Annotated in this window: 30 protein-coding genes; 22 read left to right on the forward strand and 8 right to left on the reverse strand. The window is 61.6% G+C overall.

All coding sequences use genetic code 11. From position 1 onward, the window contains the following. The first annotated feature begins 6 nt into the window (after positions 1 to 6). The 12 genes from J3481_RS01040 to J3481_RS01095 all read left to right on the forward strand — a co-directional run bounded on the left by J3481_RS01040 (position 7) and on the right by J3481_RS01095 (position 10,194). The gene (locus J3481_RS01040) at positions 7 to 1,347 is read left to right on the forward strand and encodes a hypothetical protein (protein ID WP_206831112.1); all 1,341 of its coding nucleotides are present in this window, start codon (positions 7 to 9) and stop codon (positions 1,345 to 1,347) included. After that, positions 1,347 to 1,646 carry a metal-sulfur cluster assembly factor gene (locus tag J3481_RS01045; protein WP_206831168.1) on the forward strand — a complete coding sequence of 100 codons (300 nt, stop codon included), beginning with the start codon at positions 1,347 to 1,349 and terminating at the stop codon, positions 1,644 to 1,646. The genes J3481_RS01040 and J3481_RS01045 overlap by 1 nt, the downstream gene beginning before the upstream one ends. A gap of 39 nt (positions 1,647 to 1,685) precedes the next feature. Next, positions 1,686 to 2,213 carry a sulfocyanin-like copper-binding protein gene (locus J3481_RS01050; RefSeq protein ID WP_206831169.1) on the forward strand — a complete coding sequence of 176 codons (528 nt, stop codon included), beginning with the start codon at positions 1,686 to 1,688 and terminating at the stop codon, positions 2,211 to 2,213. 260 nt (positions 2,214 to 2,473) lie between these two features. Then, positions 2,474 to 3,409: a cytochrome c oxidase subunit II gene (locus J3481_RS01055; protein ID WP_206831113.1), complete on the forward strand. Its 936-nt coding sequence runs from the start codon at positions 2,474 to 2,476 to the stop codon at positions 3,407 to 3,409. Positions 3,410 to 3,444: 35 nt separating this feature from the next. Continuing rightward, positions 3,445 to 5,376 carry a cbb3-type cytochrome c oxidase subunit I gene (locus J3481_RS01060; RefSeq protein ID WP_236010973.1) on the forward strand — a complete coding sequence of 644 codons (1,932 nt, stop codon included), beginning with the start codon at positions 3,445 to 3,447 and terminating at the stop codon, positions 5,374 to 5,376. 24 nt (positions 5,377 to 5,400) lie between these two features. Further along, positions 5,401 to 6,015, forward strand: a complete 615-nt coding sequence (locus tag J3481_RS01065) for a cytochrome (ubi)quinol oxidase subunit III (protein WP_206831170.1) — start codon at positions 5,401 to 5,403, stop codon at positions 6,013 to 6,015. 1 nt (position 6,016) lies between these two features. After that, positions 6,017 to 6,349 carry a cytochrome C oxidase subunit IV family protein gene (locus tag J3481_RS01070; protein WP_206831115.1) on the forward strand — a complete coding sequence of 111 codons (333 nt, stop codon included), beginning with the start codon at positions 6,017 to 6,019 and terminating at the stop codon, positions 6,347 to 6,349. 76 nt (positions 6,350 to 6,425) lie between these two features. Continuing rightward, a complete protein-coding gene (cyoE, locus tag J3481_RS01075; RefSeq protein ID WP_206831116.1) occupies positions 6,426 to 7,337 on the forward strand; it encodes a heme o synthase in 912 nt (303 codons plus the stop codon). Between the two features lie 126 nt (positions 7,338 to 7,463). Further along, complete coding sequence (locus tag J3481_RS01080; protein WP_206831117.1) at positions 7,464 to 7,703, forward strand: DUF2249 domain-containing protein; 240 nt, start codon at positions 7,464 to 7,466, stop codon at positions 7,701 to 7,703. A 170-nt stretch (positions 7,704 to 7,873) separates the two neighbouring features. Continuing rightward, positions 7,874 to 8,539, forward strand: coding sequence for a Crp/Fnr family transcriptional regulator (locus J3481_RS01085; RefSeq protein WP_206831118.1), 666 nt, complete (start codon positions 7,874 to 7,876; stop codon positions 8,537 to 8,539). Between the two features lie 14 nt (positions 8,540 to 8,553). After that, complete coding sequence (locus J3481_RS01090; RefSeq protein ID WP_206831119.1) at positions 8,554 to 9,834, forward strand: hypothetical protein; 1,281 nt, start codon at positions 8,554 to 8,556, stop codon at positions 9,832 to 9,834. Between the two features lie 63 nt (positions 9,835 to 9,897). Continuing rightward, the gene (locus J3481_RS01095; RefSeq protein ID WP_206831120.1) at positions 9,898 to 10,194 is read left to right on the forward strand and encodes a cupin domain-containing protein; all 297 of its coding nucleotides are present in this window, start codon (positions 9,898 to 9,900) and stop codon (positions 10,192 to 10,194) included. A gap of 138 nt (positions 10,195 to 10,332) precedes the next feature. Here the strand turns inward: J3481_RS01095 and J3481_RS01100 are convergent, their stop codons facing one another. Next, the gene (locus J3481_RS01100; RefSeq protein WP_206831121.1) at positions 10,333 to 10,698 is read right to left on the reverse strand and encodes a DUF488 domain-containing protein; all 366 of its coding nucleotides are present in this window, start codon (positions 10,696 to 10,698) and stop codon (positions 10,333 to 10,335) included. A 78-nt stretch (positions 10,699 to 10,776) separates the two neighbouring features. Continuing rightward, positions 10,777 to 11,094 carry an antibiotic biosynthesis monooxygenase family protein gene (locus J3481_RS01105; protein WP_206831122.1) on the reverse strand — a complete coding sequence of 106 codons (318 nt, stop codon included), beginning with the start codon at positions 11,092 to 11,094 and terminating at the stop codon, positions 10,777 to 10,779. Between the two features lie 192 nt (positions 11,095 to 11,286). Between J3481_RS01105 and J3481_RS01110 the strand changes: the two genes are divergently transcribed. Then, positions 11,287 to 11,607, forward strand: a complete 321-nt coding sequence (locus J3481_RS01110) for a YerC/YecD family TrpR-related protein (RefSeq protein ID WP_206831123.1) — start codon at positions 11,287 to 11,289, stop codon at positions 11,605 to 11,607. 307 nt (positions 11,608 to 11,914) lie between these two features. Beyond that, positions 11,915 to 12,703 (forward strand): GTP-sensing pleiotropic transcriptional regulator CodY, encoded by a 789-nt coding sequence (codY, locus tag J3481_RS01115; protein ID WP_206831124.1) that lies wholly within the window; start codon positions 11,915 to 11,917, stop codon positions 12,701 to 12,703. A gap of 63 nt (positions 12,704 to 12,766) precedes the next feature. Here codY and J3481_RS01120 read toward each other — a convergent pair whose 3' ends face one another. Beyond that, positions 12,767 to 14,155 (reverse strand): dipeptidase, encoded by a 1,389-nt coding sequence (locus tag J3481_RS01120; RefSeq protein ID WP_206831171.1) that lies wholly within the window; start codon positions 14,153 to 14,155, stop codon positions 12,767 to 12,769. A 213-nt stretch (positions 14,156 to 14,368) separates the two neighbouring features. On the opposite strand from J3481_RS01120, the gene J3481_RS01125 reads away from it, so the two are divergent. Continuing rightward, positions 14,369 to 15,232, forward strand: a complete 864-nt coding sequence (locus J3481_RS01125) for a serine O-acetyltransferase (protein ID WP_206831125.1) — start codon at positions 14,369 to 14,371, stop codon at positions 15,230 to 15,232. A gap of 140 nt (positions 15,233 to 15,372) precedes the next feature. Beyond that, the gene (locus J3481_RS01130; RefSeq protein ID WP_206831126.1) at positions 15,373 to 16,191 is read left to right on the forward strand and encodes an alpha/beta fold hydrolase; all 819 of its coding nucleotides are present in this window, start codon (positions 15,373 to 15,375) and stop codon (positions 16,189 to 16,191) included. 66 nt (positions 16,192 to 16,257) lie between these two features. Here J3481_RS01130 and ileS read toward each other — a convergent pair whose 3' ends face one another. Next, positions 16,258 to 19,398, reverse strand: coding sequence for an isoleucine--tRNA ligase (gene ileS / locus J3481_RS01135; RefSeq protein WP_206831127.1), 3,141 nt, complete (start codon positions 19,396 to 19,398; stop codon positions 16,258 to 16,260). A gap of 188 nt (positions 19,399 to 19,586) precedes the next feature. On the opposite strand from ileS, the gene J3481_RS01140 reads away from it, so the two are divergent. Beyond that, positions 19,587 to 19,877, forward strand: a complete 291-nt coding sequence (locus J3481_RS01140; RefSeq protein ID WP_206831128.1) for an iron-sulfur cluster assembly protein — start codon at positions 19,587 to 19,589, stop codon at positions 19,875 to 19,877. A gap of 59 nt (positions 19,878 to 19,936) precedes the next feature. After that, entirely contained in the window at positions 19,937 to 20,620 is a 684-nt protein-coding gene (queC, locus tag J3481_RS01145) for a 7-cyano-7-deazaguanine synthase QueC (RefSeq protein ID WP_206831129.1), read from the forward strand. On the opposite strand, the gene J3481_RS01150 is transcribed toward queC, so the two are convergent. Continuing rightward, positions 20,617 to 21,120, reverse strand: a complete 504-nt coding sequence (locus tag J3481_RS01150; RefSeq protein WP_206831130.1) for a helix-turn-helix domain-containing protein — start codon at positions 21,118 to 21,120, stop codon at positions 20,617 to 20,619. The two genes, queC and J3481_RS01150, sit on opposite strands and share 4 nt — an antisense overlap. Then, entirely contained in the window at positions 21,117 to 21,512 is a 396-nt protein-coding gene (locus tag J3481_RS01155) for a globin domain-containing protein (protein ID WP_206831131.1), read from the reverse strand. Before J3481_RS01155 ends, J3481_RS01150 begins: the two co-directional genes overlap by 4 nt. 161 nt (positions 21,513 to 21,673) lie before the next feature. On the opposite strand from J3481_RS01155, the gene J3481_RS01160 reads away from it, so the two are divergent. The 3 genes from J3481_RS01160 to J3481_RS01170 all read left to right on the forward strand — a co-directional run bounded on the left by J3481_RS01160 (position 21,674) and on the right by J3481_RS01170 (position 24,111). Next, positions 21,674 to 22,051, forward strand: a complete 378-nt coding sequence (locus J3481_RS01160; RefSeq protein WP_206831132.1) for a YlbF family regulator — start codon at positions 21,674 to 21,676, stop codon at positions 22,049 to 22,051. Next, positions 22,048 to 22,731 (forward strand): metal-dependent hydrolase, encoded by a 684-nt coding sequence (locus tag J3481_RS01165; protein ID WP_206831133.1) that lies wholly within the window; start codon positions 22,048 to 22,050, stop codon positions 22,729 to 22,731. Before J3481_RS01160 ends, J3481_RS01165 begins: the two co-directional genes overlap by 4 nt. 216 nt (positions 22,732 to 22,947) lie before the next feature. Next, complete coding sequence (locus J3481_RS01170) at positions 22,948 to 24,111, forward strand: hypothetical protein (protein ID WP_206831134.1); 1,164 nt, start codon at positions 22,948 to 22,950, stop codon at positions 24,109 to 24,111. Between the two features lie 52 nt (positions 24,112 to 24,163). On the opposite strand, the gene J3481_RS01175 is transcribed toward J3481_RS01170, so the two are convergent. Next, entirely contained in the window at positions 24,164 to 24,415 is a 252-nt protein-coding gene (locus tag J3481_RS01175; RefSeq protein WP_012811617.1) for a DUF3243 domain-containing protein, read from the reverse strand. Between the two features lie 132 nt (positions 24,416 to 24,547). Between J3481_RS01175 and J3481_RS01180 the strand changes: the two genes are divergently transcribed. Further along, the gene (locus tag J3481_RS01180; RefSeq protein WP_206831135.1) at positions 24,548 to 24,841 is read left to right on the forward strand and encodes a hypothetical protein; all 294 of its coding nucleotides are present in this window, start codon (positions 24,548 to 24,550) and stop codon (positions 24,839 to 24,841) included. Between the two features lie 126 nt (positions 24,842 to 24,967). On the opposite strand, the gene J3481_RS01185 is transcribed toward J3481_RS01180, so the two are convergent. Beyond that, positions 24,968 to 26,224 carry a DNA polymerase IV gene (locus J3481_RS01185; RefSeq protein WP_328702057.1) on the reverse strand — a complete coding sequence of 419 codons (1,257 nt, stop codon included), beginning with the start codon at positions 26,222 to 26,224 and terminating at the stop codon, positions 24,968 to 24,970. Positions 26,225 to 26,276: the final 52 nt, after the last annotated feature.

Below are 26,276 nucleotides of genomic sequence, written 5' to 3' on the forward strand. Positions count from 1 at the left end.
ATGGGCATGGACGTCACGAGGAAGGTGGTGAGCCATTTGGCAGACTCGACGTCGCGGCCGCTCACGGGGACCGGACCAGGACCTGTTGCTCAGTCTCCGCCAGTCACGTTGCCCTTGCGGTACATGGCGGTCGGACTCGTTTGCTTTCTGCTTTTTGCGTGCGATCTCGCCTGGCAGGTCAACCGCGGGGTGCTGTTTTCCCCGGGTGCGCCTGCCGGCGTGACGTTGACGCATCTGCTGACCCTGGGTGGGTTGATGTCCTTCGTCATGGGCGCCGTATATCAGCTTTCAACCGTTGCGTTTCTTGTGCCCATCGCAAGCGTTCGATGGGCCCGCGTCCTGTTCTACGCACATGTGGTGGGGCTCGTCGGTTTCCTGGCGAGCTTCGCAGCATGGTGGCCAGCCGGAATTGTGATCTTCGGAGCCTGGATGGCTGCAGTGTTGTACGGGTTCTGCGGGAACATGATGGTATCCTTGCTTCGCGCTCGCGATCGAGGTCCGATGTGGCGCTTTGTGTTCTTCGCTCACTTGCACCTCGCGCTGGCCCTTGCCGCTGCAGTCACCCTGATTCTCGGTGACGCGAATCTTTGGCCAGCCGCTCAGGCGGAACAGATGGCCATCCTGGCGACGCACATCCTGTTAGCGGGCGGGGGATTCTTCGGATTCTTGATCTTTGGGTTCAGTTACAAGCTCGTGCCTATGTTCACGCTGTCGCACGGCTACGACACCCGCTACGAACAGTGGGCCTTTTGGGCATCGCTGTTTGCGCTCTACGCGCTGGTCGTGTGGAGTTGGGCACCCAGTCTTGCGATCGGGCTGGTATCGGCGCTTGGCGTCGTCGCGGCCTTCCTGACCCATGCGCTGGCTGTGCGGCAGATCTTGAAGAGGCGCGTTCGCAGGCGAGTCGAGGCACCCATTCGTGGCGTTCTGGCCGCGCTTGCGCTCGGCGTGCTATGGGCGATGGGGTTCGCTTGGCATGTGACGTCCTTTCGGGATGCTGCCATCTGGCGGGGATTGGTACCCTTCGCGCTCCTTGGATTCGTCTCCCTGACCGTCGTCTCACTAGCCTACAAGATCGTGCCTTTTCTCGCCTGGACGCGGCGATTCGCCGGTACGAAGCGGACGGGATCGAGTGTTCTCATCTCCCATCTGCTTGATGTGTCCTCAGCGCGGTTTGTGATTGGAGGCATGGCGTTAGGAGCGACGGGGGTGGGCTTGGGGGCCCCGTTTGGCGCAGCTTGGCTGTGTGAGGCAGGTGCCTGGATGGTGGCGGCCAGCCTCGGCGTCTTCGCGTTCCACATGTCGTCCGTGTTTCGGCGCGCGGCAAGGAAGGAGGGAAAAGTGTGATTGATTTGCGAGAGGTGGAAACCCGTCTGCGTGAGGTATACGATCCTGAACTCGGCCTGAACGTCATCGACCTGGGCCTCATCTATCGCATGGAAGAACCCGAGGAGGGACGACTCGTCATCGAGATGACCATGACGACACCAGGATGTCCGGCTCACGAGACGTTGATCGAGGCCGTCGAATGGGCTGCAGCGCGCGCCTTCGGCGTCGCGGAGGTCGACGTTCGTGTGGTGTGGAATCCGCCATGGACGCCGGAACGCATGTCGCCGGAGGCCCGGCGCGTGTTAGGATGGATGTGATCGACAAGTCGTACCGAGGAGCGAGCGAATGTGAAGCGCATGTTGTGTTGTCTGGCTGCTTTGGGGACGGCGGCGTTCGCCGCAGGGTGCGGGGTATCAACGCCTTCCAGTTCCGAGTCACCATCCGACCTGGTCACGTGGGACGCGAAGCAACACCGGGTCGAGTGGACTGTCATTGCCGGCGATGGCAGCGCAAACGGCGGAATGAACTTCGACGGTTATGCCAACGGTGAGATGACGCTCGTGGTGCCGGTGGGCTGGAGCGTTTCCATGAAATTTCAAAACGCAAGTTTGACGCCGCACAGCGCCATGGTGGTGCCTGAGAAGGATCGCGCCCGCGCGAGCTTCGATGCCAGCCTGCTCGCGTTCCCTGGAGCCGAGACGCCAAATCCATCCCAGGGAAGTCCCAAGGGCACGCAGGTCGATGTCGTGTTCACGGTCTCCCGGCCGGGGACGTACGCGCTCGTGTGTGGAGTCCCCGGACATGCCCTCGCAGGGATGTGGGACAAGCTCGAGGTGTCGCCACAGGCAAAGACGCCGTCCCTCATCGTACACGGTACGTCGTAAGGGCACCGCGCGCCGGTGTCCTCGTTGCACAGTCCGTCAGTCTCGACGGTCCCGTGCGTTTCTCCCCGTTCAGATGCGATCATCCTGCCTCGTTCGACGTGACCATTCACGGCTGTTTTCCTCTCGTCACATCCTCGTCACATGTTTGAACAATCGATGGACGCCACGCATGGCCCCACGCTCTGTGTGATCGAACGCACAGAAGGCCGCGCCCCTTCACCTTACCGTGAAGTCGAGATAAGGAAAGGGGTGTGGATTCCGTGAGACAGAGGGGTCGCTGGTGGCGGTTCGGCCTCCTTGTGTTCGCTCCCTTTGCACTGGCGGGCTGCGGACAAGACGTGTTGGTCTTGCATCCGGCGGGCCCGGTGGCGAAGGAAATCGATCGGCTCATCGTCCTGTCGGTCATCCTGCTTCTTGTCGTGATTGTCCCCGTCTTGGCCTTGACGGCGTACATCGTGTGGAGATATCGGGACAAACCAGGCAACCGGGCTCCCTATGCGCCCCATTGGACAGACAGTCGGTTGCTCGAGTGGGTGTGGTGGGCAATACCCGTCGTGATCGTCGGAATCCTTGGGGCGTACACGGCGAAGACCACATTCGCGCTCACACGCCCTCCCGAATCCAATTCCGATGTCGTGACCGTCGACGTTGTGTCGCTCGACTGGAAGTGGTTGTTTCTCTATCCCGACGAGCATGTGGCGACCGTGAACTACTGCGTGATTCCCACGGGAGTGCCGGTGCAGTTCGTACTCACCTCCGACGCGCCAATCAACTCCTTCTGGGTGCCTCAGTTGGCGGGCCAAGAATACACCATGCCGGGGATGGCCTTGCGGCTGTGGGTTCAGGCGGATGAACCGGGCAACTACTACGGACACGGTGCCAACTTCACCGGCAAGGGATTTGCGGACATGGCATTCACGGTCGAGGCCCAACCCGAACAAGCTTTTGCCTCCTGGGCACTCATGCTCCGCCAGAGTGCGCCGCCCCTCACCCAAGCGGGCTATCAGCAACTGAAGGCGCCTGGCGTGGTCGGGCGGATTTCGTACGGTGGCTTTCCTAAAGGCCTCTTTGATCAGGTGGTATGGGAGGATGGAGGACAGTATATGCCGGGCATGTGGAATATGACCTCTTCGGGACATTCTCAGGCAAGTTCCGGCTCCAATTTGGCTTCGCTCTCGGGAGGTGAGGGGCGGTGAATCCGGCGCTGCGGCAATTCGCGGATCATTTCTTGATGTGGAACGAAGGCCCACTGATCTGGATATCCGATGCGCTGATCGCGTTGACTGTGGTCGGCATCGTCGTAACGCTGACCTACACCAAGCGCTGGGGCTGGTTGTGGAGAGAGTGGCTCACGACCACGGATCACAAGCGCATTGGGATTATGTATCTTGTCTGCGCACTGCTGATGTTGTTCCGCGGCGGGGTCGACGCGCTGTTGATGCGCACGCAACTGGCCTTTCCAGGCGAACACTTTCTGGACGCCGAGCATTATGATCAGATTTTCACCACGCATGGAACGATCATGATTCTGTTCATGGCGATGCCCTTCATCTTTGCGCTGTTCAATATCGTCGTGCCCCTCCAAATTGGGGCCAGAGATGTGGCCTTTCCGTATCTAAACGCGATCAGTTTTTGGTTGTTCTTTTTTGGTGCGCTCCTGTTCAATATCTCGTTCGTGTTTGGCGGTTCGCCGGATGCGGGCTGGGTGAGCTATCCTCCCTTGACCGAGCTCGGTTTCGATCCGGGGCCTGGAGAAAACTACTACCTTGTAGCCATCAACCTGTCCGGCATTGGAACCATCGCCACGGGGATCAACTTCCTCGTCACCATCTTGCGCATGCGTGCCCCAGGAATGACGTGGAATCGGGTGCCCCTTTTTACATGGTCCGTGTTGGCGGCTTGTATCGTGATACTGGCCGCGTTTCCGGCCTTGACCGTGGCGCTGGCGCTGTTGCTTCTGGACCGCCTCGCGGGTACGCACTTTTTCACCATCCTGCACGGGGGCAATCCCATGATGTTCATCAACCTGTTTTGGGTCTGGGGTCACCCGGAGGTTTACATCGTCATTCTCCCAGCGTTCGGCGTCTATTCGGAAGTCGTGGCGACATTTTCACGCAAGCCCATCTTTGGGTACAAGTCGATGGTGGCGTCCCTGCTGCTCATCAGTGTGATCAGTTATCTCGTATGGGCACACCACTTCTTCACCATGGGTGCAGGGGCTGACGTGAACACCTTCTTCGCCATTGCTTCTATGTGCGTTGGAATCCCAACGGGTGTCAAAATCTTTAACTGGCTATTCACCATGTACCGCGGGCGCATCCTGCTGACGTTGCCCATGTTGTGGACCCTCGCGTTCATTCCGAACTTCGTCACGGGAGGAGCGACTGGGATCCTGCTGGCCGCCGCGCCGGAGGACTATCAGTACCACAACAGCTATTTCCTCATCGCGCACTTTCACCAGACGCTTATCGGCGGTGTCGTCTACGGCATGCTCGCGGGGATGTATTACTGGTGGCCGAAGATGTTTGGGTTCAAGCTCGACGAGAAGATTGGAAAAGTCGCGTTCTGGCTCTGGAATGTCGGGTTCTATGTGTGCTTCATGCCGCAGTACGCGCTAGGGCTGATGGGCATGCAGCGGCGTATGTACACGTACCCGGCCAACATGGGCTGGAACACCCTCAACCTCGTTTCAACCATCGGGGCATATCTCATGGGGCTCGCGTTTCTTGTCATCGTTTGGCAGGTTTTGTATAGCATTCGCCACGGCGAGCGCGACGTAACGGGCGATCCCTGGGACGGCAGGACGCTCGAGTGGTCTCTTCCGTCGCCAGTACCTGAATACAACTTTGCGGTAATCCCGACCGTAACGGCGCGCGATATGTGGTGGGCCGCGAAACACGAAGGACAGATGGAGCACGTGCGGCCGCGCGCGGAAGAGATCCGAGATGTCCACGTACCCAAGCACACCGCACGTCCATTCTTGATTGGCCTGTCGTTCTTCGTCGCTGGATTCGGGTTGGTATTCCAATGGTATGTGTTGACGGTTGTTGGTTTGGTCGGCGTACTCTGCTGCTTGCTCATCCGAGCGCTGGAGGAAGACGACGAAGTAGTCATCGCCGCGGATACCATTCGACACCATGAGGCGACGTTGGGGAGGGTGTGACGTATGGCAGCGAGTGCACACGCGATGGGAGAACCGCATGAGGCCGGGGATGGCGCTCTTCGCCTCGAGTACGCACATGCGCACGACCGCCTTCGGATTCTCGGCTTTTGGATTTTTCTCGCGACCGACATGATTTTGTTCGGTTGCCTATTTGCCACCTATCTTGTGCTTCGCACGCATACAGACGGCGGGCCCACGCCTGCCCAACTGTTCGATATGAGGGGATTCGGCGCGGAGACGCTGGCTCTGCTCACGTCCAGTTTCACGGGCGGTCTCGCCACGCTGTCCATGCGGGAAGGCCGGGGGAAGTTCGTCGCCCTCTGGATGGCGGTCACGGTTGCACTGGGAATGATCTTTTTGGCGATCGAGGCGAGCGAGTTCGCACATGATGCCTTCATCGGCGCGACATGGCAGAGAAGCGCCTTTCTATCATCGTTCTTCACGTTGGTGGGGACACACGGTTGCCACGTCACGTTCGGGGTTTTGTGGATGCTCGTAACGGGGTATCAGGTTCTTCGCCGTGGGCTGAACCCCAGCACGGCGCGCAAGGTTTTTGTTGTGAATCTCTATTGGCACTTCCTCGATGTCGTGTGGGTGTTGATTTTTACGGTGGTCTATCTCACGGGGATGGTGATATGACATGCCAAAGGCCACAGCTCATCTTCAAGAGGCAAAACGGCGGGATGGCAAAGACAGGCGCGCGTACATCGTCGGTTACGTTTTGTCGCTCGTCTTGACCGCCATCGCATTCGCAGCTGTCGGGATTCGTGCGGTGCCTGTCCAATTTCTTCTGGGCCTTCTTATGGCGCTCGCGGCGATACAGGTGTTGGTCCAGTTGTTTCTTTTCATGCATGTGAAAGAAGGAGATGGCAGTCGTATCAAGGGAACGGCCATGCTTCTTGGCCTCTTCTTCACGCTTTCCATCGCAATCGGGTCTATCTGGATTATGTCGTTCAACAGCCAGGTCCAGTGAACGATTCCGTTGTCGAGCTGGACGCTTTCGAGTTCAAGGGGAACAGGCGCGAAAATCCCATACGGGAGGTGTTCTTATGCTCGCGGTGAACAGAGATTCGACCGTGCGCGAACGTCTCGGTTCCGCTCACAAGACCCTGCGGGCTTTTTGGGAGCTCGGTAAGCCTCGCATCAACGCGCTTCTTCTGTTCAGCGCGTGTTGCGCCATGATAGCAGCCGCCCGTGGCCTACCTCCTTTGAGGCTGGTGTTGGTCGTTCTCTTTGGTCTCGGGCTCGCGTGCGCGGGCGCAGCCATGATCAACATGTGGTTCGATCGCGATATTGATCGAGTGATGGCGCGCACGGAATCCAGGCCTCTGCCACAGGGTCAAATTGCGCCCGGCGTTGCCCTGGCGGGTGGCCTTGCTCTCGGGCTCGTTGGTCTCTCCGTTCTTTACGTAGGTGTCGGCGCGTTGGCAGCCTGGTTGACGGCTGCGGGATACCTGTACTACGCGGTGCTGTACACCATGGTGCTCAAGCGTAGCACTCCACAAAACATCGTCATCGGCGGAGGGGCGGGTGCAATCCCTCCGCTTGTCGGATGGTCTGCCGTGACGGGACATCTGGCGCCGCTCGCGTGGCTGATGTTTCTCGTCGTGTTTCTATGGACGCCAAGTCACTTTTGGGGACTCGCGCTCTACCGTGCCGATGAATATCGTCAGGCCGCCGTCCCGATGATGCCCGTCGTCAGGGGGGAACGCGCGACCATCGCGCAGATGCTGGTGTACGCACTTGCACTGGCAGGAGTTGATCTCGCCGCTTCTCGTTTCACGGTCCATCCTTTGCTGGATCTGATACTGTCTGGCCTCTTGAACGTGTGGTTCCTCGCTCTGCATGTACGGTTGGCCGCGAAGCGAGGGCCAATCACCGCCTGCGCGAAGCGTACTTTTCAGGCGTCGCTCGTCTATCTGCCCCTGGCGCTCATTCTCATCGCCGCCACGAGTGTGTAGGGAGACTTTCGTCCACCGAATGCGTGTGACATGCATCACGCTGCGCTGTCGCAAAACGCGGTAGATTGACGATGAGCGCAGACAGTTCCACGACCGAGCGCGACCATTCTAGAAGGAGGAACCCTCATGTCGGACTTCGCATATGTCGTTCGCGCACCTGAGTATCCCCCGCAAATGAAGCACCGCGTCATCTTTCAGACGTTTGACAAACTCGAACCGGGGCAGGCCATGCTTCTGGTCAACGATCACGACCCTGTCCCGCTGTTCTACCAGTTTCAACATGAGCGCGAAGGCGAGTTCACCTGGGAGTATCTCGAACGTGGACCCGAAGTCTTCCAGGTGCGCATTGGCAAAGTGAAAGCATGACGGAGCCCACGCGCTGGCATGCCAGCGCGTGGAACTTTGATGACTTCGCGTAGATGTCAAGGTCGGTTCACAACCTCTGGTCGATCTGGCCTGGCGCTGGATGGTGTATGCTCAGATCAAGCCATCAACAGACAAGGGCGATGCGGTGCCTTTTACGAGGGGGATGCCTTATGGATGCGAGCCAGGACCTGAGGGAGTTTTCGCTCTTTCGCGATCTGTCGGAGGAGGAACTCGGCCGCGTGGCGCATCTTGCTATCCTTCGCCAGTTCGATCGCGGCGACACCATCTTCATCGAGGGCACTCCGCGCGAGGCTGTGTTTTTCATCGTGCGAGGCCTTGTCAAGGTTGAAAAGGTGGACGAAGAGGGGCGGGAACATATCGTTGCCGTTCTGGGAAAGGGACAAATGTTTCCCCACGTCGGCTTCTTTCAGGACCGTCCGTATCCAGGGACGGCGCGCGCCATTGAACCGACGGCTGTCTATGCTATCTCCACGAGCGCGTTCGATGCGTTGCTTCGCCGTTATCCTCCGCTCGCCATCAAACTTCTTCGGGTGCTGGCGGATCGAATCGTTCAATTGCAGGCGAAATTGCAGGAGTTGGCCGTGTATGACTCGCGTCAGCGAGTGGTCGCCTTTCTGCGTCATTTCGCGGAAGAACACGGCGTGCCGACGCCAGAGGGTATTCGTGTCCATCTTCCGGTCACGCACGCCGAGATCGCGCAAGCGGTGGGATTGCGCCGCGAGTCGGTCAACCGAATATGGAACCAATTGCGCCGCGAAGGTGTCGTGGAGGGGGAACGAGACCCATGGCTGGTTCATCTCGATCAACTCGAATAACGGCGTGTGAAGAGATGGAGGATGAGTGGGGGCTTGTCGGGCCGTTGCCGATAGCCTTCTTTGCGGCTGCTCTCGTCAATTTCTCCGTCGGTTCGACGCTCGGGTTTTGGATGGCGGCAAGGCCTTCGTCGTGGTCAACCCTGGCGGCCCTGCACGCCGAGATGAACCCGTGGGGATGGCTGACGATGGCCATCTTCGGGATGACGTATGCCGTGTTGTCGATTTCTGCGGGCTTGCGCCTCCATCCGCCTATGGTGGGATGGGTGCATCTCTTCATCGCGGAACTGGGCATCGCCTTCATCGTCACGGGTTACGCCGTAGGAGTTGCCGGGATGGTGCATGTCGGCGTCGTTGCACAGGCGTTTTCTCCTCTTGTCTTTCTGACGAACATCCTGCTCGCTCTCCGGGCCAAGCGCCGAGGACTGGTCTCAATACCCGCCATTCCAGAACATCTTCGTCCCCTTGGCCGGCGGGAGGACTGCGTGCAAACGGATCGAGTGGCCAGGAGAGGGACAGATTTGAGTGGCATGCTCCTGGCTGCGAGTGCAGTATGGTCGTGTACTGCGGTCTTATGGCTCGATGAAGGATCTCGTGGTGCAAACATGTTGCTTTATTACGGCTGGCTCGTCGGCACGGTGGCCTCCGTTTCGCTTCACTTCTATCCCCGTCTCGTCGGGGACGTGACGCTGCCTGTTTGGCCTTTCAGGTTTTTTCAGGCGGTTTGGTTTCCGGCCGCCGTCGTCCTCGCATTGGGGAACGCTATCAACCTAACCGCATTCGCAGGAACGGGACGAATCCTCATGGGGTCTTGTCTTGTGTGGATAGCGGTTGTTTACTTGACCCTGCTCGCGCGCCGGCGGTGTTTCTTGTACGCTTCACTTCGGGCCATGCTCGCACCGCGTGTTACGGTTTTGGCCTGGTTTGTAGGTTACGTGTACGCAGGAATCGCAGGGGCACTGATGCTCGCCGGATGGGATAGCGACGCGCTTCCAGTCCTGCACGCGCTGTTTCTGGGCTGGATGACCACCATGGTGTACGGGACGTCCTATGCCGTGATGCCACTTCTCTTCGGCGTGACGTTTCGGTCGCAGCCCACATCGTCCGCGCAGTTGTGGACCTCCGTCATCGGGACAGCACTCGTGATATCGGCTTTTTTGAACGCTGCCGCTCCCGCGAGCCAAATCCTTTTAGCCGTGGGCGGTGGCTTGGCGTGGTTGGCGTTCGTTTGGTTCCTTGTACGGACAGGCTGCAGCATGATGCGCTCCCGCTTGAACCGCTCCGTGCGAGGGATGTGAACCGAGCGTTTTTGGTGGGGCTGGAATGCCTGTGAACACCCATGCCGTGGAGGGGGTGGCGACATGCGAATTGAAGAGGGTACAACGGAGCGATGGAGGTCGCTGTTTGTCGGCAATGCTCATCGAGTCGCGCAACTCACACTCCAAGCGGGAGAGGAGATGACCGAACACCGCGCGCCGCATCACCTTTTTCTTTGCGTTTGGTCAGGCGAATTGACCCTTACCATCAACGGCGAAGACGTTCGTCTGCGGCCCGGTGATTGTGTGAACTTGACGCCGGGCACCCCGCATGCGGTGCGCGCCAACCAAGATAGCATCGCGCTCCTTGTTCTCATCGCGGAAGAAAAGTCCGGGTTCTAGTGAACGCGGTCATGGACGCAGACTGATGTCGACCAACTTCGTCAGTTCCGAGTCATCCAAAGTACCATGAAACCTTTTTTATCAGGTTCGTGGACCCTTGTTGGTCGCTCTTGCGGCCGTGCGGCCTATGCCGCTTCGCTAACGTCGACTCTCCGCGAGATGTTCGAGCAACACGCGAGCGTGATTGTGGACGGGATCGCGGGCAGCATACACTAGAGTGACTCGGCCGTAAGACTGTTCACACGCCTGAAGGCGAAGCACAGCCAATCGATGGGGCTCATCGGTCCGAAGCTCCTCGAGATACCTGTCCGCAAACTCCATGAAGCGACTTGGATCTCGGTGAAACCATTTGCGAAGTTCATGCGATGGCGCCACGTCTCGCAACCATTCGTGGATGACAAGGGCGTCCTTTCGAATGCCTCGGGGCCAGAGTCGATCAACGAGTACGCGAAAACCGTCGGACGACTCGGGAGCGTCGTAGACGCGTTTCAGAAAAAAGGGCATCGATTTCGCCTCCCTGTTGCGCACAAGGGCAAGGGCACAACGCTTATGGAATTCACTGACCTTCCCGCAGTGCGAAGGTCACGGCCACCCATATTCCGCCTCCACCTTACAGATCCGCACGCGATATTGGGCATACCAGTCTCGCCGCCCCAGCGCCTGCGCCACTCGATGCTGTTCGTTTTTCTTCCATCGTTCAATCGCCTGAAGAGAGTCCCAGTAACATACAGTGATGCCCACATGGGACCGAGCGGAATCCATGCCGAGAAAGCCTGGCTGTTGTTCAACGAGTTTCTTGATGGTGGTAGCCATTTCTTCGTAGCCGCGATCGCCCTCGGTTCGAACCGATGTGAAGATAACGGCATAATAGGGTGGCTTCATGGAAACTTTGGCGAGCATACCTTTCCCCTCCACATCATCAATGAAGCATGGCATGATTATCATCATCATATCGAGCGAAGTTCTTGTTGAACAGAAGAGCTTTCGCATAGTGTGTCAAGCCATCATAGGGGGCCTCACCCCGCCCTGGCAACCTCAGCGCCGTATTGGTATACTGACTTTGGTACGTCACAGCAGTGAAGGATGAAGCACATGGCGCTGGAGAGGCTCAACCAGTCCGAGGTGCGGGAGTTGTTTCGAGCCATCCTGGCTCTGCAGAATGAGGACGAATGTTACCGGTTCTTTGAAGATCTGTGCACCGTCGGCGAGGTCGAATCGCTGGCGCAGCGATTCGCGGTCGCCCGCATGTTGCGAGAGGGCGCCACGTATCACGCCATCGAAGAGGCCACGGGTGCGAGCACCGCGACCATCAGCCGCGTCAAGCGATGCCTTCATTACGGCGCGGATGGCTACCGCATGATCTTGGATCGCCTGTACGGCAAGCCGGCGCGGAGCGGATCGGGTCACGAATGATGGAACGGCGGCGCTTGGTATAACTTTTTTTCCACAGCACAGACTGAGCATAGCGGGCGATGGAGCTGCGGCAAACCTCCGCGGGGGCGCGGAGAGTTTGTCGCAGTTTGTTCATTTGACAAGTGGACAAAGGTCTAGTAAGCTCATTACGCGTGGATAAATTGTCTGTGTTATGGTGATAATTTGAACATCAGAGACAATTCTGCGAATGCGGAGTGCGTGGGAAACCCGCCGCCTGAACGCCGAGGCGGTCAGGGAAGGTACAATTTTCCGGCTCTCGCCGGGGGAAGGACAAGGTGACGAGATCGTGAGTTTGTTGGAACAAGTTCAAGAACTTGGACAACTGTTGCATCGATCGAACGAGCAGGTGGAATTTCAAGAAGTCGCAGAATTTTTGAGCCGCCTCATGCAGTCGAATGTCTACATCGTGGGGCGCAAAGGCAAAATCCTCGGCTATGGCGTGGCGGAGCACGAGCTGACCGAGGAATGGTTGAACATCATGACGCGGGATCAGCGATTCCCCGGCGACTTCAACAAACACCTTCTGCGCATCGAGCAGACCATCGCGAATCTGACCGACGAGCAGAAGAAACCGCTCTATGTGTTCTCACCTGAGGAGAACGAATCCTTCCGCAGCAAGCACCTGATGATCACGCCCATCATCGGTGCGCGCGAGCGGCAGGGGACGTTGTTGTTCGCGAGATCGCAGCGGCCGTTCAATGAGGACGATCAGATCCTCGCGGAGTACGCGGCCACGGTTGTGGCGCTTGAGATTGTTCACTCGCGTCAGCAGCAGAAAGAAGAGGAGAGCCGGCAGCGCGCGCTCGCGCATCTGGCGGTGGAGTCGCTCAGCTTCTCGGAGCTGCAGGCCGCGAAGTACCTGCTCGACGCGGTTCGAAACTCGCCCGAGGGCATCGTGGTCAGCAGCCAGATTGCGGATCAGCACGGCGTGACGCGGTCCGTGATTGTCAACAGCATCCGCAAGCTCGAGAGCGCCGGCACCATCGAGAGCCGGTCGCTGGGCATGAAGGGCACGCACCTCCGGATTCTGAATCCGTACGTCGAAGAGGAGATCAACCGCCAATTCGAGCGCTGAGGCGGAGGAAAGCGAGCGGCCAGATCCCGTGTGCGGGATCGGCCGCTCGTCGCGTGATGCGGCTCAGTTGCCGCTCATGGCTGTCGGGAGCTGGTGGTAGTAGTACGCGAGCGTCCGCAGCCCCTTGTCGAAGTTGTCGAGCGAGAAGTGCTCGTTCGGCGCGTGGAAGTTCTCGTCGTTCAGGCTGAAGCCCATCATGACGACGGGGATGTGGAGCAGCGTCGAGAACGTCTCCACCACGGGGATGGATCCGCCCATGCGCGTGAACACGGCCTTGACGCCATACGCGTGCTCGTAGGCGGAAGCCGCGAGCTGCAGCGCGGGATGATCGTACGGCGCCACGTAGGGTTTGCCGCCGTCCTGGCGCACGAACGTCACCTGCGCGCCCTTCGGCGCGTGCGCCTGGACGTGCCGCTCGACGAGATCGAGGATCTCCTGCGGGTCTTGATCCGGCACCAGTCTACAGGTGATCTTGGCGTGCGCCTCGCAGGGGATGACGGTCTTCGTGCCTTCGCCCTGGAACCCGCCCCAGATGCCGTTCACCTCGAGCGTCGGTCGCGCGCACATGCGCTCAAGCGCCGTGTAGCTGGGCTCGCCCCACAAATCGGACAGGTTCAGCGCTTGTTTGAGCGCCTCCTCGTCGTGCCCCAGCTTGGCGAATTCCTCGCGCTCGGCCTCGGTCAGCGGCCGGACGCGATCGTAAAATCCTTCGACGGCCACGCTGCCGTCCGGCTTGTGGAAGCTCGCGACGATCTCGGCCACCGCCCGCGCGGCGTTGGGGACGGCGCCGCCATAGAGGCCGGAGTGGAGATCGGACGCGGCGGTGCGGACGTCGATCTGGGCGGCGGCCAAGCCGCGCAGGCCGTAGACCACGGCGGGCTGATTCGGTCCCACGAGCGTGGTGTCCGAGATGAGGATGAGATCCGCCTGGAACTTGTCCCGCGTCCGCTCGAGGAAGCTGTGCAGGTGCGCCGAGCCAATTTCCTCCTCGCCCTCGATGCAGAACTTGACGTTCACGGGCAGGCGCCCGTGGAGCTTCAGCATCGCCGATAGCACGGCGATATGCATGAACGTCGGGCCCTTGTCGTCGCTCGCGCCGCGCGCGTAAAGCTTGTTGCCGCGAACGGTCGGCTCAAACGGGGGAGACTCCCAAAGTTCGATCGGATCGACGGGCTGCACGTCGTAGTGGCCGTAGACGAGCACGGTGGGTTTGCCTTCCGCGTGCAGCCAGTCGGCGTACACGAGCGGATGACCGCCGGTTTCCATCAGTTCGACGTGTTCGAAGCCCGCCGACGTGAGTCGGTCCGCAATCCATTCCGCCGCGCGCCGCACGTCGCCGCGGTGTTCGCTCAGGGCGCTGATGCTCGGGATGGACAACAGCTCCTTCAATTGGCCGAGCAACGCGTCGCGCTCCTTCTCCAGGTAGCTCTCGAGATGGCGAATGAGATCCAAAGGTGTCACGACTCCTCTCTCGATCCTCTGTTCCCATTTGAGCATAGCCTAATGTGCGTTCCATGGGAACCGAGGCGGCGGCTCCGTTCAAACTTCGCGGGTTGTACAATTCCTATTATGCCCCAAGGTATACAGAGTTTTTTGCGATCCGCCACAGGTGTATACTGTCTTTCGAAGCGCGATTGCCGCTGGCGAGGGGGAGACGAGATCGGCATGGACACCCAAGCGATAGCAAATCATCTGTTGCAGCAGAGCGTCTGCATGTTCAAAGGGCGCATCTGTCATCCAGAGCCGCGGGCCATTCGGGACATCATCGAGTGGACGCGCGCGGCGATTCTACCGAACTACTTCGATGCTGAAGGTGGAAAACACCTTTCCGATACGCTGGATCGCCTCCGCGCCGAACTGGCCGAGCAGGTGCACCGGGCCACGCACCAGTCCTGCCTGTCGTCCGGCACGAGCGAGACCCAGAAACAGGCGTGGGAGACGGCCGACGTCTACATTCAGAACCTCCCGCATCTGCAGAGTCTCGTCTACGAAGACATCACCGAAACGGTCAATGGCGATCCGGCCGCGACCGGGTGCGACGAGGTCATCCTCACGTATCCGGGCATCTTCGCGCTCCTGGTGTACCGCGCGGCCAACGTGCTCTACCGCCGCGGGGTCCCGCTCCTGCCCCGCATGATGACCGAGTACGCGCACCGCGTGACGGGCGTGGATCTGCACCCGGGCGCCACCATTGGCCGGAGCATCATGATCGATCACGGCACAGGCATCGTGGTCGGCGAGACGGCCGTGGTGGGCAATCACGTGAAGATCTACCAGGGCGTCACGCTGGGCGCGCTGTATTTCCCGAAGGACGAGGAAGGGGAGTATCAGCGCCACGTCAAGCGGCATCCGACCGTCGAGGACTATGTGATTCTGTACGCCAACTGCACGGTGCTCGGCGGCGAAACGGTCATCGGCCATCACAGCGTGATTGGCTCGAACGCGTGGGTGACGCAGTCCGTCCTGCCGTACAGCAAGGTCATCTACGAGGCGGAAAGCGTCGTTCGCCCGCGCAACGCGCGTCCGTGAGAGAGGCCCGCATTCTCCGTGTGATGTGTGGCGCTTCGGCTGGACATGTGTTACAGTTGAAGTACCCCTTTACCCCTATATTGGGCCACCCAGGTTGGGTGTGCCTTTTTTTGTGTCGTGCGGATGGGAGGAAGCTGGCCATGCCGTTTGTGGAACGACCCGATGCCCGGCTCTACTACGAAGTTCACGGTCAAGGCGCGCCGCTTCTTTTGATCATGGGCGTCGGAGGGAACGTTCGCTGGTGGGGGGCCGGGTTTTTGCGCCGGCTTTCGGCGCGACACACCGTGATCGCCTTTGACAACCGCGGTGCGGGCCAGTCGGAGGCGGATCCGTCGGCGACTTGGACCATCGAACAGATGGCGGACGACGCGCTCGCCGTGCTGGAGGCGGCCGGCTTCGAACGTGCGCATGTGTTCGGCTATTCGATGGGCGGCATGATCGCGCAGGAACTCGCGCTTCGGCACGGGGCTCAGGTGGAGAGGCTGGTGCTCGCCGCGACCGGTTGCGGCGGGCCGCAGATGGTGCAGTCGGACGAGGTGAAGCGGGAGATGCGATCCCGCCCGGCGCACGCCTCCGCCCGCGCCGCATGGTACATGCGCCTGTTCTTCCCCGACGCGTTTCGGGCAAAAAACGAGGCGTACCTGCAAAGCGCGTTTCGCGTCTTGCTCCGCGCCGACATGCCCGAGGAGGTCTACCAGGCGCAGCTCGACGCCGTGGAAAGGTGGCAGGGGAGTTGGGACAGGCTCCCGAATGTATCCTGCCCGACGTTGGTCATGCACGGCCTTGAGGATCGCGTGCTGCCGTACACCAATGGGGAGCGGCTCGCGTATCGCATCCCCGGCGCCAGGCTGAAGCTGTACGCCGGCTGCGGCCACGGGTTCGCCATGCAGGCAGGCGCCGCCGTGATCCGCGATCTGCTGGCATTCCTCGGCCAGGAAGATCCTGCGAAGGATCTGTGACAGGCTTCATCGCGAAAAAGGGGCCGTCCCTGGGTCTGAACAACCCTCGGAACGGCCCGTTTGCTTTCAGCGGGCGACGGACAACGTCAGTTTCTTGCCGTTCACATCCCACTCCTTGGTGAGATCGGCGTCTGCAAGCGGCGCATCGCTCCATTCGCGCACGAGCACCGTCTGGTCGATGCGGGCGCGGTTCCGCGCGATCACGTCCAGCAGCTCCGGATCGCCCTCCGCGTGGAACCGCACGTGGTGCGTGACGCCGTAGTCGACCTCCTTGCGCATCATCTGCATCTTCGAAATGACCTCGCGCACGTATCCTTCCTCGATGAGCTCCGGCGTGAGCCGCGTCTCCAGCCCCACAAACAGGCGGTTGTCCACCGTCACAAGGCCGTCGAACTTCGCCTCGTACCGGATTTCTGCGTGTTCCTGCGTGAGCGTCTCGCCTTCGAGCACCACCGCGCCCGTCTCCCGGAAGGCGCGAATCTGCGCCTCGTCCGCCTTCTTGGCGGCCTCGTTCAAGACGGGCGTCTTCTTGCCGAACTGCTTGCCCACCGCGTTCAGATTCAGATACAGGGTCGGCCGCGCGATCTCGTCGAGATCGACATAGCGGATCTCCTTGACATTGAGTTCGTCCTGGATGACGTCCGCGAATTTCGCGAGCACATCCTTCTGCGCCTTCGGCACGTACAGCGCGGCGAGCGGCTGGCGCGTCTTCAGCTTGCTCTCATTGCGCAAGTGCCGCCCCATCTCCACGACCCGCAGCACGAGCGCCATCTCGCGGATGAGCCCGTCGTCGACGAGCGCCTCGTCCGCCGCCGGGAAGTCGCACAGGTGCACGCTCTCGGGCACGTGTTTCGCATCCCCGCCGAGGCGCACGACGTTCTGATAGATGTCCTCGGCCAAAAACGGCGTGATGGGCGCGGTGAGCAAGGCCACCGTCTTCAGCGCCTCAAACAGCGTCAGATAAGCCGCCGCCTTGTCCTTCTCCATGCCGTCCGCCCAGAACCGGTCGCGGTTGCGGCGCACGTACCACGTGGAAAGCTCGTCGACAAACGCCTGCAGAAGCCGCGCGGCCTGTGTGGCGTCGTAGCGATGATACGCCTCGTCCACGCCCTGGATGGTCTGGTGCAGGCGCGCGATGAGCCAGCGGTCCATCAGCGGACGCTCGGCCACGGGCACCTGTTCCACCTCGTATGGGTTGAACCCGTCGATCCCGGCGTAGAGCGCGTAGAACTGGTGGATGTTCTGCAGCAGGTCGATGTATTTCGCCTTCGCCTCCGCCACCGCGCGGTGATAGAAGAGCTGCGAGTTCCACGGCTGAGTGTTGGACACGAAGTAGAAGCGCACCGCGTCGGCGCCGTGTTTGTCGAACGCCTCGAACGGATCGATCACGTTGCCCTTCGACTTCGACATCTTCTTGCCGTGCTCGTCGAGCACGTGGCCGAGCACGAGCACGTTCTTGTACGGCGCGCGCCCGGTGACCGCCGTCGAGATGGCGAGCAGGCTGTAGAACCAGCCGCGCGTCTGATCGATGGCTTCGCAGACGAAGTCCGCAGGGTAGAGGCGCTCGAACAGTTCCCGGTTTTCAAAGGGATAGTGCAGCTGCGCAAACGGCATCGAGCCGGAATCGAACCAGACGTCAATCACTTCCGGGACGCGCACCATCGTGCCTCGGCCGCACGCGCAGGGCCAGGTGAGCTCGTCGATGTACGGCTTGTGCAACTCCTTCGGCAGGCGCCCCGCCTTCTTCTCGAGCTCCGCCCTGGATCCGATGCACTCGATCTCGCCGCACGCATCGCAGCGCCAGATGGGCAGCGGCGTCCCCCAGTAGCGCGATCTCGACAGGTTCCAGTCGATCACGTTCTCCAGGAAGTTGCCCATGCGCCCGTCGCGGATGTGCGGCGGGATCCAGTTGACCGACTGGGAGTTCGCAATGAGCTGCTCCTTGAACTCCGTCGTGCGGATGAACCAGGAGTGAATCGCGTAGTAGATGAGCGGCGTGTCACAGCGCCAGCAGTGCGGGTAGCTGTGCTCGTGCTTGTGCTTCTCGTACACCAGGCCGCGCGACGCGAGATCCTTGACGAGATCGACGTTCAGATCCTCGTCCTTGACAAACCGGCCCTCATAGTCGATCACGTCCTTCGTAAAGCGCCCGGACTCGTCCACGAAGTTGACGAAGATGAGGCCGGCCGCCTGGCACGCCTTGTAGTCCTCCTCGCCGTGCGCCGGCGACATGTGCACGATGCCCGTACCCGATTCGTCCGTCACGTGCGGCGACGCGATGACGAGATGCTTCCTGCCCTCCTGCACGACGTACGGGAAGACCGGCGCGTAGGGCGATCCGACGAGCTCGCGCCCGGTCTTACGACCGATGACGCGGTCGCCCTCCTCGAGATACTGGTCCATCAGCGCTTCGGCCACCCATATGTTCTCGTCCGCCTTGGCCTTGTGAATCAGCACGTAGGTGAAATCCTCGTTGACGGCGAGGCCCACGTTCGAAGGGAGCGTCCAAGGCGTCGTGGTCCAGGCGAGGAAGTAGGTCGGCCGGCCGTCCACGTCTTCTTCCGCGCGGAATTTGGCCGTGACCGACAGGTCCTTGACATCCTTGTAGCCCTGCGCCACCTCGTGGCTGGAGAGCGTCGTCTCGCAGTGCGGGCAGTACGGGCTCACGCGGTGCCCCTCCACGAGCCAGCCCTTGTCGTAGATCGTCTTGAGCAGGTGCCAGACGGATTCAATGTAGTCGTCCGTCAGGGTCATGTAGGGATGGTCGAGATCGATCCAGTAGCCGAGGCGCTCGGTCAGCTCGCGCCAGACCTCCTCGTACTTGAACACGCTCTCCCGGCACGCCTGGACGAAGCGCTCGATGCCAAATGCCTGGATGTCCTTCTTGCCGCTCATGCCGAATTTCTTTTCAATTTCGATCTCGACCGGCAGTCCATGGGTATCCCATCCCGCTTTCCGCATCACGTGGTAGCCTTTCATCGTGCGGTAGCGGGGATAGAGATCCTTGAACACGCGCGTCAACACGTGCCCGGGGTGCGGCAGACCGTTGGCCGTCGGCGGCCCCTCGTAAAACACCCACTCTGGCCGCCCCTCGCGCGCCTTCTCGCTCTTCTGGAAGATGTTCTCCCGGCGCCAGAATTCGAGCACGCGTTGTTCGCGCGACGTGGCCGGTTCCTTGGCGTCGACCTTCCGCATCGCCATCTGCATCGTTCACTCCTTGTCGGTTTTTGGCCGGACGTTGTCCAAAGCCGCGCAGGATGCAACAAAAACACTCGTCCGCCGGGGACGAGTGTTTGGGCAGCCGCAAATCGGCGTGCCGCTTCGTCCGTTTCCTATTTTCGACGTATAGTATACTGTGGTGTGCAGAGATTGTACAGGGAAGCGGGGGCTTTCAGGTGCAGGTCAGTGATCGGGCTCTTGGCGAACTGATCCGCCTTGCGCGGGAAGAGCTTCGGCCATCCGAATTCATACGGATCGACCGCGCCAACCGGTGCGGGGGTCCGCGATTTCAGGTCGTGATCGACGACGTGTCCACCCCGCTCGATTCGGTCATCCGCGTGAGCGGCCCGGAAGGGGGCGTCGAGATCACGGTGGGACAGCCCATCGCCAAGTTGTTGGACGGCGTGGTGCTCGATTACAGTGAGGACGGTTTCGTGTTCGGGGAGTCGGCGCCGGTGGGCTGCTGAGGCCCGCCGTGCCGGACAAGCCGGGCGCTTCATCTCATTCGCGACAAGGGCGTGGGGTCATGGCAAAGGCTGTGGTGATTCTGAGCGGTGGCCTCGACAGCGCGACGTGCATGGGCATCGCGCGCGCGGCAGGCTACGAACTTTATCCCATCACGTTTGACTACGGGCAGCGGCATCGGATTGAACTCGAGTCCGCGAAGAAGGTGGCTGCGTACTACGGCGTGAAGGACCACCGCGTGGTGTCCATCGATTTTCTGCGCCAAATTGGCGGCAGCGCCTTGACGGACGAATCGATTGAGGTGCCCACGGAGGGCGTGTCCCGCGAGATTCCGGTAACGTACGTGCCGGGGCGAAACCTGCTGTTTCTCGCGATCGCGGCCTCCTACGCGGAGGTCATCGGCGCGGAAGCCATCTACATCGGCGTGAATGCGCTCGACTACAGCGGATATCCGGATTGCCGGCCGGAGTTCATCGAGGGCGTGGAACACGTGCTCCGCATCGGCACAAAGGCGGGCGTGGAGGGGCGGCCGATTCGCATCGAGACGCCGCTCTTGCACTGGACGAAGGGCGAGATCGTGCGCAAGGGCCTGGAGCTCGGCGTGCCGTACGAGCTCACGACCTCCTGCTATCAGGGCGGCGAGGTGGCCTGCGGCGAGTGTGACAGCTGCCGGCTGCGTCTGAAGGGGTTCGCGGAGGCGGGCGCGAAGGATCCCATCCCATATCGGCCGGGCTTTAACGATTAGCCCTGAAACGCCTGGATGAGCCGCCACGCCCGCTCCAGTTGGCGGCGCTTGTCCGGATCGGCCGTCACGTACGACTGAAGAAACGGCATGGCGTCCGGATGCATGCGGACGAACAGGATGAGTCGCGCCTCGTCCTTGGTGAGGACGAGCTGGGTCACGCCGGGGGCGTCCGTTGGCTCGTGGTCGCCGCGGATGGGATCCGAGGGCGCACCGGCGCGCTCCGCCGACTCCTGCGCCTGCGACGCGAAATCCGGCCGTTCAGGCGCGGTCTCGGCCGTCGAGGCGAGGTGCGGGGCAATGTGCGCAAGATCCACCTCGAGCGCCTGGGCGATCTGGGCGAGCGTGCGCGCATCCGGCTGTCGCCTGTTGGTCTCATACATCGCGATGGCGCTCGTCGACAGGCGGGCGCGCTCGGCGAGTTTGGCCTGCGTGAGACCACGCTCCTTTCGCAGTTGGGCAATCCGTTCGCCCATCCGAGGGACCGGCGAGGACGGCGTCATGCGTCTCCCTCCTCCTGTTGGGGCGTGTTGACCATGTGCAGCGCGATTCCGCGCAGCCGTTCGAACATGACGGCCCGAGCGGCATGGGGGATGTTGGCCTCCTCCATGGCCTGGGCCATGCAGCGAAGCCAGTGCTCCGCATGGCGGACGGTGATGGGAAACGGCAGGTGGCGAGCTCTGAGCATTGGGTGACCGCGCCGTTCGGTGTAAAGCCTCGGCCCGCCGAAGAGCTGGGTGAGAAACCAGTACTGCCGCTCTTTGACCTCGTCAAACGTCGGCGGAAAGAGGGGCCGAAGGAGCTCGTCTCGGGCGACGCGATCGTAGAAGGCGTCGACGAGCTTGCGAAACGTGGGTGCGCCGCCGACGGCCTCATAGAGCGTTGTGGGTTCCACAGGGGTCCACCCTCCTCTTCTGACGACAGTATACCGAAAGCGGACGAACCGCGCAGAACGGCGGGCATCGCCTTCTATGGCCGTTTCCAGGGATGTGAGCGCTTTTTCCCATCGCTTCTTCCGGCGATATAATAGACCTGTACGGCAAGGGGGGACGGCGCGTGAACCCGTACGATCATGCGCACGCCCTGGCGCGGGCCATTCGCGAGTGGGAGCCGTTTCAACGCGCCAAGCGGGCCAAGGAGGCGCTCGAGCAGGACGAGCCGGCGAAGCAGATGGTGCTCGACTTCTACCGGCGCCAGTACGAGATCGAGGCCAAGCGGCTCCGCGGCGAAGAGCCGGCGCAGGAGGAGTTGGAGACGCTGCGCAAGCTGTTCGAGATTGTGCAGCTCCATCAGGACGCGCGGGCGTACCTGGAGGCCGATCTCGAGCTCCAGCGGTTGTGGATGGACGTCCAGCGCATCGTCGGCGAACCGATGGAAGATGTCCGCCTGTTTTCGCTGGACGAGATCATGAAGGAAGTGGGGCGAGAGTCGTGAAACTGACGTACCATGGCCAGTCGTGTTTCGTCATTGAAAGCGGGGAGCATCGCCTCGTCATCGATCCGTTTTTGAGCGGCAACCCGAACGCGGTGGCCAAGCCGGAGGACATCAAGGTCCAGTGGGTCATCCTCACGCACGGCCATTCCGATCACGTCCTGGACGCCGAGGCCATTGCGCGCAACAACAACGCGACCATCATCGCGGCGAACGAATTGGCCGTTTACTACGCGAGCAAGGGGCTGAACGTCCATCCGATGGGCATTGGCGGGAAGCGCGACTTCCCGTTCGGCCGGGTGAAGGTCACGCTCGCGTTCCACGGATCGGGCGTGGAGACGGAAAACGGCCTGGTGTATGTCGGCCCGCCGGTCGGCTTCCTGTTGACGTTGGAGGGCAAGACCATCTACCACGCTGGCGACACGGGCTTGTTCGGCGATATGAAGATCCTCGGGGAACTGAACACCATCGATCTCGCGCTGCTCCCCATCGGCGACAACTTCACCATGGGGCCGGACGACGCGCTCATCGCCGCGGAGTGGCTGAAGGCGAAAAAGGTCATCCCGATGCACTACAACACGTTCCCGCTCATCGCCCAGGACGGCGCGAAGTTTGTACAGGATTGCAAGGCGCGCGGGATCGACGCGGTGGAGCTCAAGATCGGCGAGACGTTCGAGTTGTGATAGGGTGAAAATGAACGGCAGGCTCCGCGGAGGCGAGGCCTGCCGTTTTTAACGCTGCCCCACCCCGTGACCCACCTATGGAACCGGCTCTCGTTCCAATCTTGGATATTGTTGTTGATCTGCGAGCTTCCACGGCGTAGAATGGGATCCAACAACAACCGATGAGGCACGGCGGCGAGAGACGTGTACGAGCATCCGAAGAGAGGGGCGTCGTGGATGGCGCGTTGGGTTAGGTGGGTGGTCGCAGGGCTGTTTGGCGTGGCGGTCGTGGAGGTGGCGTGGTCCACGTACGCCGCCCCGCGAAACGCAAAGCTGACGCCTGTCATCGCCGACAGGCAGGCCGCGGGTGAACTCCCCATCAAGCGTATCTCGTTCCGCACGGCGGCTGCTCCGTACGGAACGGTTCACCATCTGTCATTGCCGGGCAGCCAGGTCTGGTCCATCGCCGGCCGAGCGCTCTGTGTTGTGCAGTATCCTTTCATGGAGGCGGACGGATCGTTCACCGGCGCTTCGCGCATCGACGTGATCGACGCCGACACGGGTCACATCGAAGAGACCATCGCGATGCCGCGGGGATTGCAGGCGAACGCCGCATACATCACCGAGCGGTGGCTGGTGTGGCAAACGGGTCCCGACGGCGGCAACGGGATGCGGCAGCTGTGGGCGGAGGCGCGATCGACCGGCACGCGCTTTGTGATGCGTTCCGCAGAGAGCGGTGTCCAGGAAGGAGATGTGGTGGGCCTCAAGGTGGTGGGCGATACGGCCTACTGGCTGAGCGTGCAACAGATGAAGAACGACGTTCAGACCACCGTCTGGGCGTACGATCTCGCCACTCGCAAAGGGCGTCGGGTTCTCACAGAAGATAGTCAGCGAGACGGGTTGGCCGTGCTATCGATGGCCGTGGGAGAGCGGGCGCTGTGGTTCGTCGAAGCGATATCGAAGAATCCGTTCGGTCCGTCTGCGCCCGCGCCCGCGCATTTGGTGCGCATCAGCCTTTCACCAGCCCCTTCGAATCGGACGGTCGTTCCCCTCTGGCACCCGGGCACGCTCTACGCCGCGACCGACGAGATCGCTATCTTGCAGTTGAACGCGAATCCGAAGCCGAATTCACCCGACAACCCCGCTCCATACCCGGTGTTCGCGTACAGGTTGGGTGCGTCTGTGCTGGAGCAGTGGACGGATCGCCAGGCGGGGATGGCGAACGGAGACGCCACCTGGCTCACGGTCGATCAGAGCGATGCAGGAGGAGGGCGTGCGCTGCTGCTCCATCGATCGTCGCAAACCGAGACCGTGCTTCCCGCGCCGTTCGCCTACACCGACGGGCACTGGCTCGCCTGGTGGGACGGAGCGGGTCACCTCGCTTGGGCCGCACTCACCTGACACCTAGTATAAGGCGCCGCCTCGGGCACCCGGCCCGGACGGCGCCTCTTCTTCAGTGCGCGCGATCCGCCATCTTCACCATGATGCTCGCGATGGCGCGGCGCTCTTCATCGTCCGCCACGTTCCACATTTCCTTTAGAAGCTGTTGCTCGGGATTCTTCGGATCCACTTTGCTCGCCAAGAACTCGCCGACCTTCGTGGCGATGTTCGCGAGCTGATCCTGATTCAACCCTGCCTCTTTGGCGCGATCGACGTGTTCCCCGAGGAACTGTTTCCAGTTCTCGAACGTTTCCATGACGCCCATCGTTCATCCTCCTCCATGTTCAGGTGGTCTCGTGCTCAATGTTCCCCGACCCAGCAGCGGTCATGCGAGCGTTTCGCGCATGTTCCGGAACCGCGGTGCATATAGGTGGGACAGGCAAAGGAGGAGAACGGTATGCGGAGAAAAGTGGGCGTGCCGAGACAGGTGCGGATGTACTCCGCCGTCTACGGCCTTGCGGCGCTCGCGCTGGCGGCGTACGGCGTGCCGCGCTTGCCGAAGCTCGAGCACGGCTTAGCAGGCACATTTTCGGCGCTTTGGCTTCTTCTGCTCGCGCTCTACATCGGGGCGAACCTGTACTTTTGGCTGGGTGCCGATCGCGAACGAGCCCGGCAGCTCGAAGAAGCGGCGTATCAGCGAGCCGACGCCGACGAGCGGCCGGGGCGCGTGCGGCTTCGCGCGCGCGGATGACGCGCGGGTGATTCGCGCAGGCGGCTCGTCACGAGCGCCTGCTCGTCCACGCCACGAGGCCGATGGCCAGGACGAGACACGCGAGAATCGTCACAATCGGGTCAAGGTTGCCGTGCAACGGATCCGTCATGGTAGGTCCTCCTCGTCGAGTCGTTCGAGCGACGTGCCGCGCGCGTGCACGTCGTCCCTCTTTCCGAAAAGTGAGCGGCCCAAGCGAATGGCGCCAGGCCCAAACTTGGCGCGCACTTCGTCGATGGCGCGCTCCAGGCGATCCAACCGTTCGTCACGCGGCTCGCCGCCGGGAGACGCGGCGTCCCACAGCGGAAGCTGGACGCCGTGTCCTTCCCGCGGCACCAGGTCCTCCACCGAGACTCCGATCCATCGCACCGGCTCGGCCGGCCAAATCCTCAGAAACAGAGCCCTCGCGGCTTGAAAAAGTTCACCCGTGTGGCGCACGTAGGTCGCGAGCGTGTCCTGGCGGCGCGAGGTGCGCATCCGTCGATCCCGCACCGCCACCGCGACAACCCGGCCCATCATGCCGTAGCGGCGCAGGCGGGACGCGACGCGATCGCACAGATCCATCACCACGCCTTCGACCTCGGCGAACGATTGCGCGTCTGCGGACAGCGTCAGCGAATGGCCCACGCTCTTCGGAGGCTGAGGTTCCGTCTCGAGCGGGCGCGGATCGATGCCGTTGGCGCGCGCCTTGAGCTCTGCCGCCCGCGGCCCCAGCGCTCGGGCGAGGACGTCGACGGACTGGGCCGCGAGATCGCCGATGGTGCGGATGCCGAGGCGCCTGAGCCGCTTCGCGGTGCTCGGCCCGACGCCGTGCATATGCTCGATGGCGAGCGGCCAGAGTAAGGTGCGAATGCCCTCGCCTCTGAGCTCCGTGATGCCCATCGGCTTTTTCATGTCGCTCGCCATCTTGGCGAGGAACTTGTTGGGCGCCACGCCGATGCTCGACGGCAGGCCGAGCGAATCCAACAGTCGGGCTTGGATCGCGCGGGCGAGATCGACCGGCCTGTCCCCGCCCGGCACGTGCGTGACGTCGGCGTAACACTCGTCGATGCTGACGATCTCGACATCCGGCGTGAACTCCCGCACGATGGCGAACACCTTCTGCGCGTAGGCCCGATACAGGTGGAAGTCTGGCCGGACGAGCACGAGATCCGGGCAGATGGCCACGGCGCGCTGCACGGGCATGGGCGGCTTGACACCGCGGGCGCGGGCCTCGTAGCTTGCGGTGACGACGATCCCGTGGCGCGTGGCCGGATCGCCCGCGACGGCGATGGGCTTGCCCGCGTAGCGCCCCGGATCGACGGCCGCGTGACACGACGCGTAGAACGCGTTCATGTCGATGTGAAGGATTTGCCGCTGCGGAATGCGAAATCACCTCTAGGCATCAGTGTACCGCATGCGCGCGATGTGCGCCTGC

The organism is Alicyclobacillus fructus, from assembly GCF_017329605.1.
GTDB classification, from domain to species: domain Bacteria; phylum Bacillota; class Bacilli; order Alicyclobacillales; family Alicyclobacillaceae; genus Alicyclobacillus; species Alicyclobacillus fructus.

Bases quoted from the DNA above. Each gene is read 5' to 3' on its own strand.
- J3481_RS01040 (WP_206831112.1), top strand. From the start codon at position 7: ATGGACGTCACGAGGAAGGTGGTGAGCCATTTGGCAGACTCGACGTCG.
- J3481_RS01050 (WP_206831169.1), top strand. From the start codon at position 1,686: ATGTTGTGTTGTCTGGCTGCTTTGGGGACGGCGGCGTTCGCCGCAGGG.
- J3481_RS01060 (WP_236010973.1), top strand. From the start codon at position 3,445: ATGTGGAACGAAGGCCCACTGATCTGGATATCCGATGCGCTGATCGCG.
- J3481_RS01065 (WP_206831170.1), top strand. From the start codon at position 5,401: ATGGGAGAACCGCATGAGGCCGGGGATGGCGCTCTTCGCCTCGAGTAC.
- J3481_RS01070 (WP_206831115.1), top strand. From the start codon at position 6,017: ATGCCAAAGGCCACAGCTCATCTTCAAGAGGCAAAACGGCGGGATGGC.
- cyoE (WP_206831116.1), top strand. From the start codon at position 6,426: ATGCTCGCGGTGAACAGAGATTCGACCGTGCGCGAACGTCTCGGTTCC.
- J3481_RS01080 (WP_206831117.1), top strand. From the start codon at position 7,464: ATGTCGGACTTCGCATATGTCGTTCGCGCACCTGAGTATCCCCCGCAA.
- J3481_RS01085 (WP_206831118.1), top strand. From the start codon at position 7,874: ATGGATGCGAGCCAGGACCTGAGGGAGTTTTCGCTCTTTCGCGATCTG.
- J3481_RS01090 (WP_206831119.1), top strand. From the start codon at position 8,554: ATGGAGGATGAGTGGGGGCTTGTCGGGCCGTTGCCGATAGCCTTCTTT.
- J3481_RS01095 (WP_206831120.1), top strand. From the start codon at position 9,898: ATGCGAATTGAAGAGGGTACAACGGAGCGATGGAGGTCGCTGTTTGTC.
- J3481_RS01100 (WP_206831121.1), bottom strand. From the start codon at position 10,698: ATGCCCTTTTTTCTGAAACGCGTCTACGACGCTCCCGAGTCGTCCGAC.
- J3481_RS01105 (WP_206831122.1), bottom strand. From the start codon at position 11,094: ATGCTCGCCAAAGTTTCCATGAAGCCACCCTATTATGCCGTTATCTTC.
- J3481_RS01110 (WP_206831123.1), top strand. From the start codon at position 11,287: ATGGCGCTGGAGAGGCTCAACCAGTCCGAGGTGCGGGAGTTGTTTCGA.
- J3481_RS01125 (WP_206831125.1), top strand. From the start codon at position 14,369: ATGGACACCCAAGCGATAGCAAATCATCTGTTGCAGCAGAGCGTCTGC.
- J3481_RS01130 (WP_206831126.1), top strand. From the start codon at position 15,373: ATGCCGTTTGTGGAACGACCCGATGCCCGGCTCTACTACGAAGTTCAC.
- ileS (WP_206831127.1), bottom strand. From the start codon at position 19,398: ATGCAGATGGCGATGCGGAAGGTCGACGCCAAGGAACCGGCCACGTCG.
- queC (WP_206831129.1), top strand. From the start codon at position 19,937: ATGGCAAAGGCTGTGGTGATTCTGAGCGGTGGCCTCGACAGCGCGACG.
- J3481_RS01150 (WP_206831130.1), bottom strand. From the start codon at position 21,120: ATGACGCCGTCCTCGCCGGTCCCTCGGATGGGCGAACGGATTGCCCAA.
- J3481_RS01170 (WP_206831134.1), top strand. From the start codon at position 22,948: ATGGCGCGTTGGGTTAGGTGGGTGGTCGCAGGGCTGTTTGGCGTGGCG.
- J3481_RS01175 (WP_012811617.1), bottom strand. From the start codon at position 24,415: ATGGGCGTCATGGAAACGTTCGAGAACTGGAAACAGTTCCTCGGGGAA.
- J3481_RS01180 (WP_206831135.1), top strand. From the start codon at position 24,548: ATGCGGAGAAAAGTGGGCGTGCCGAGACAGGTGCGGATGTACTCCGCC.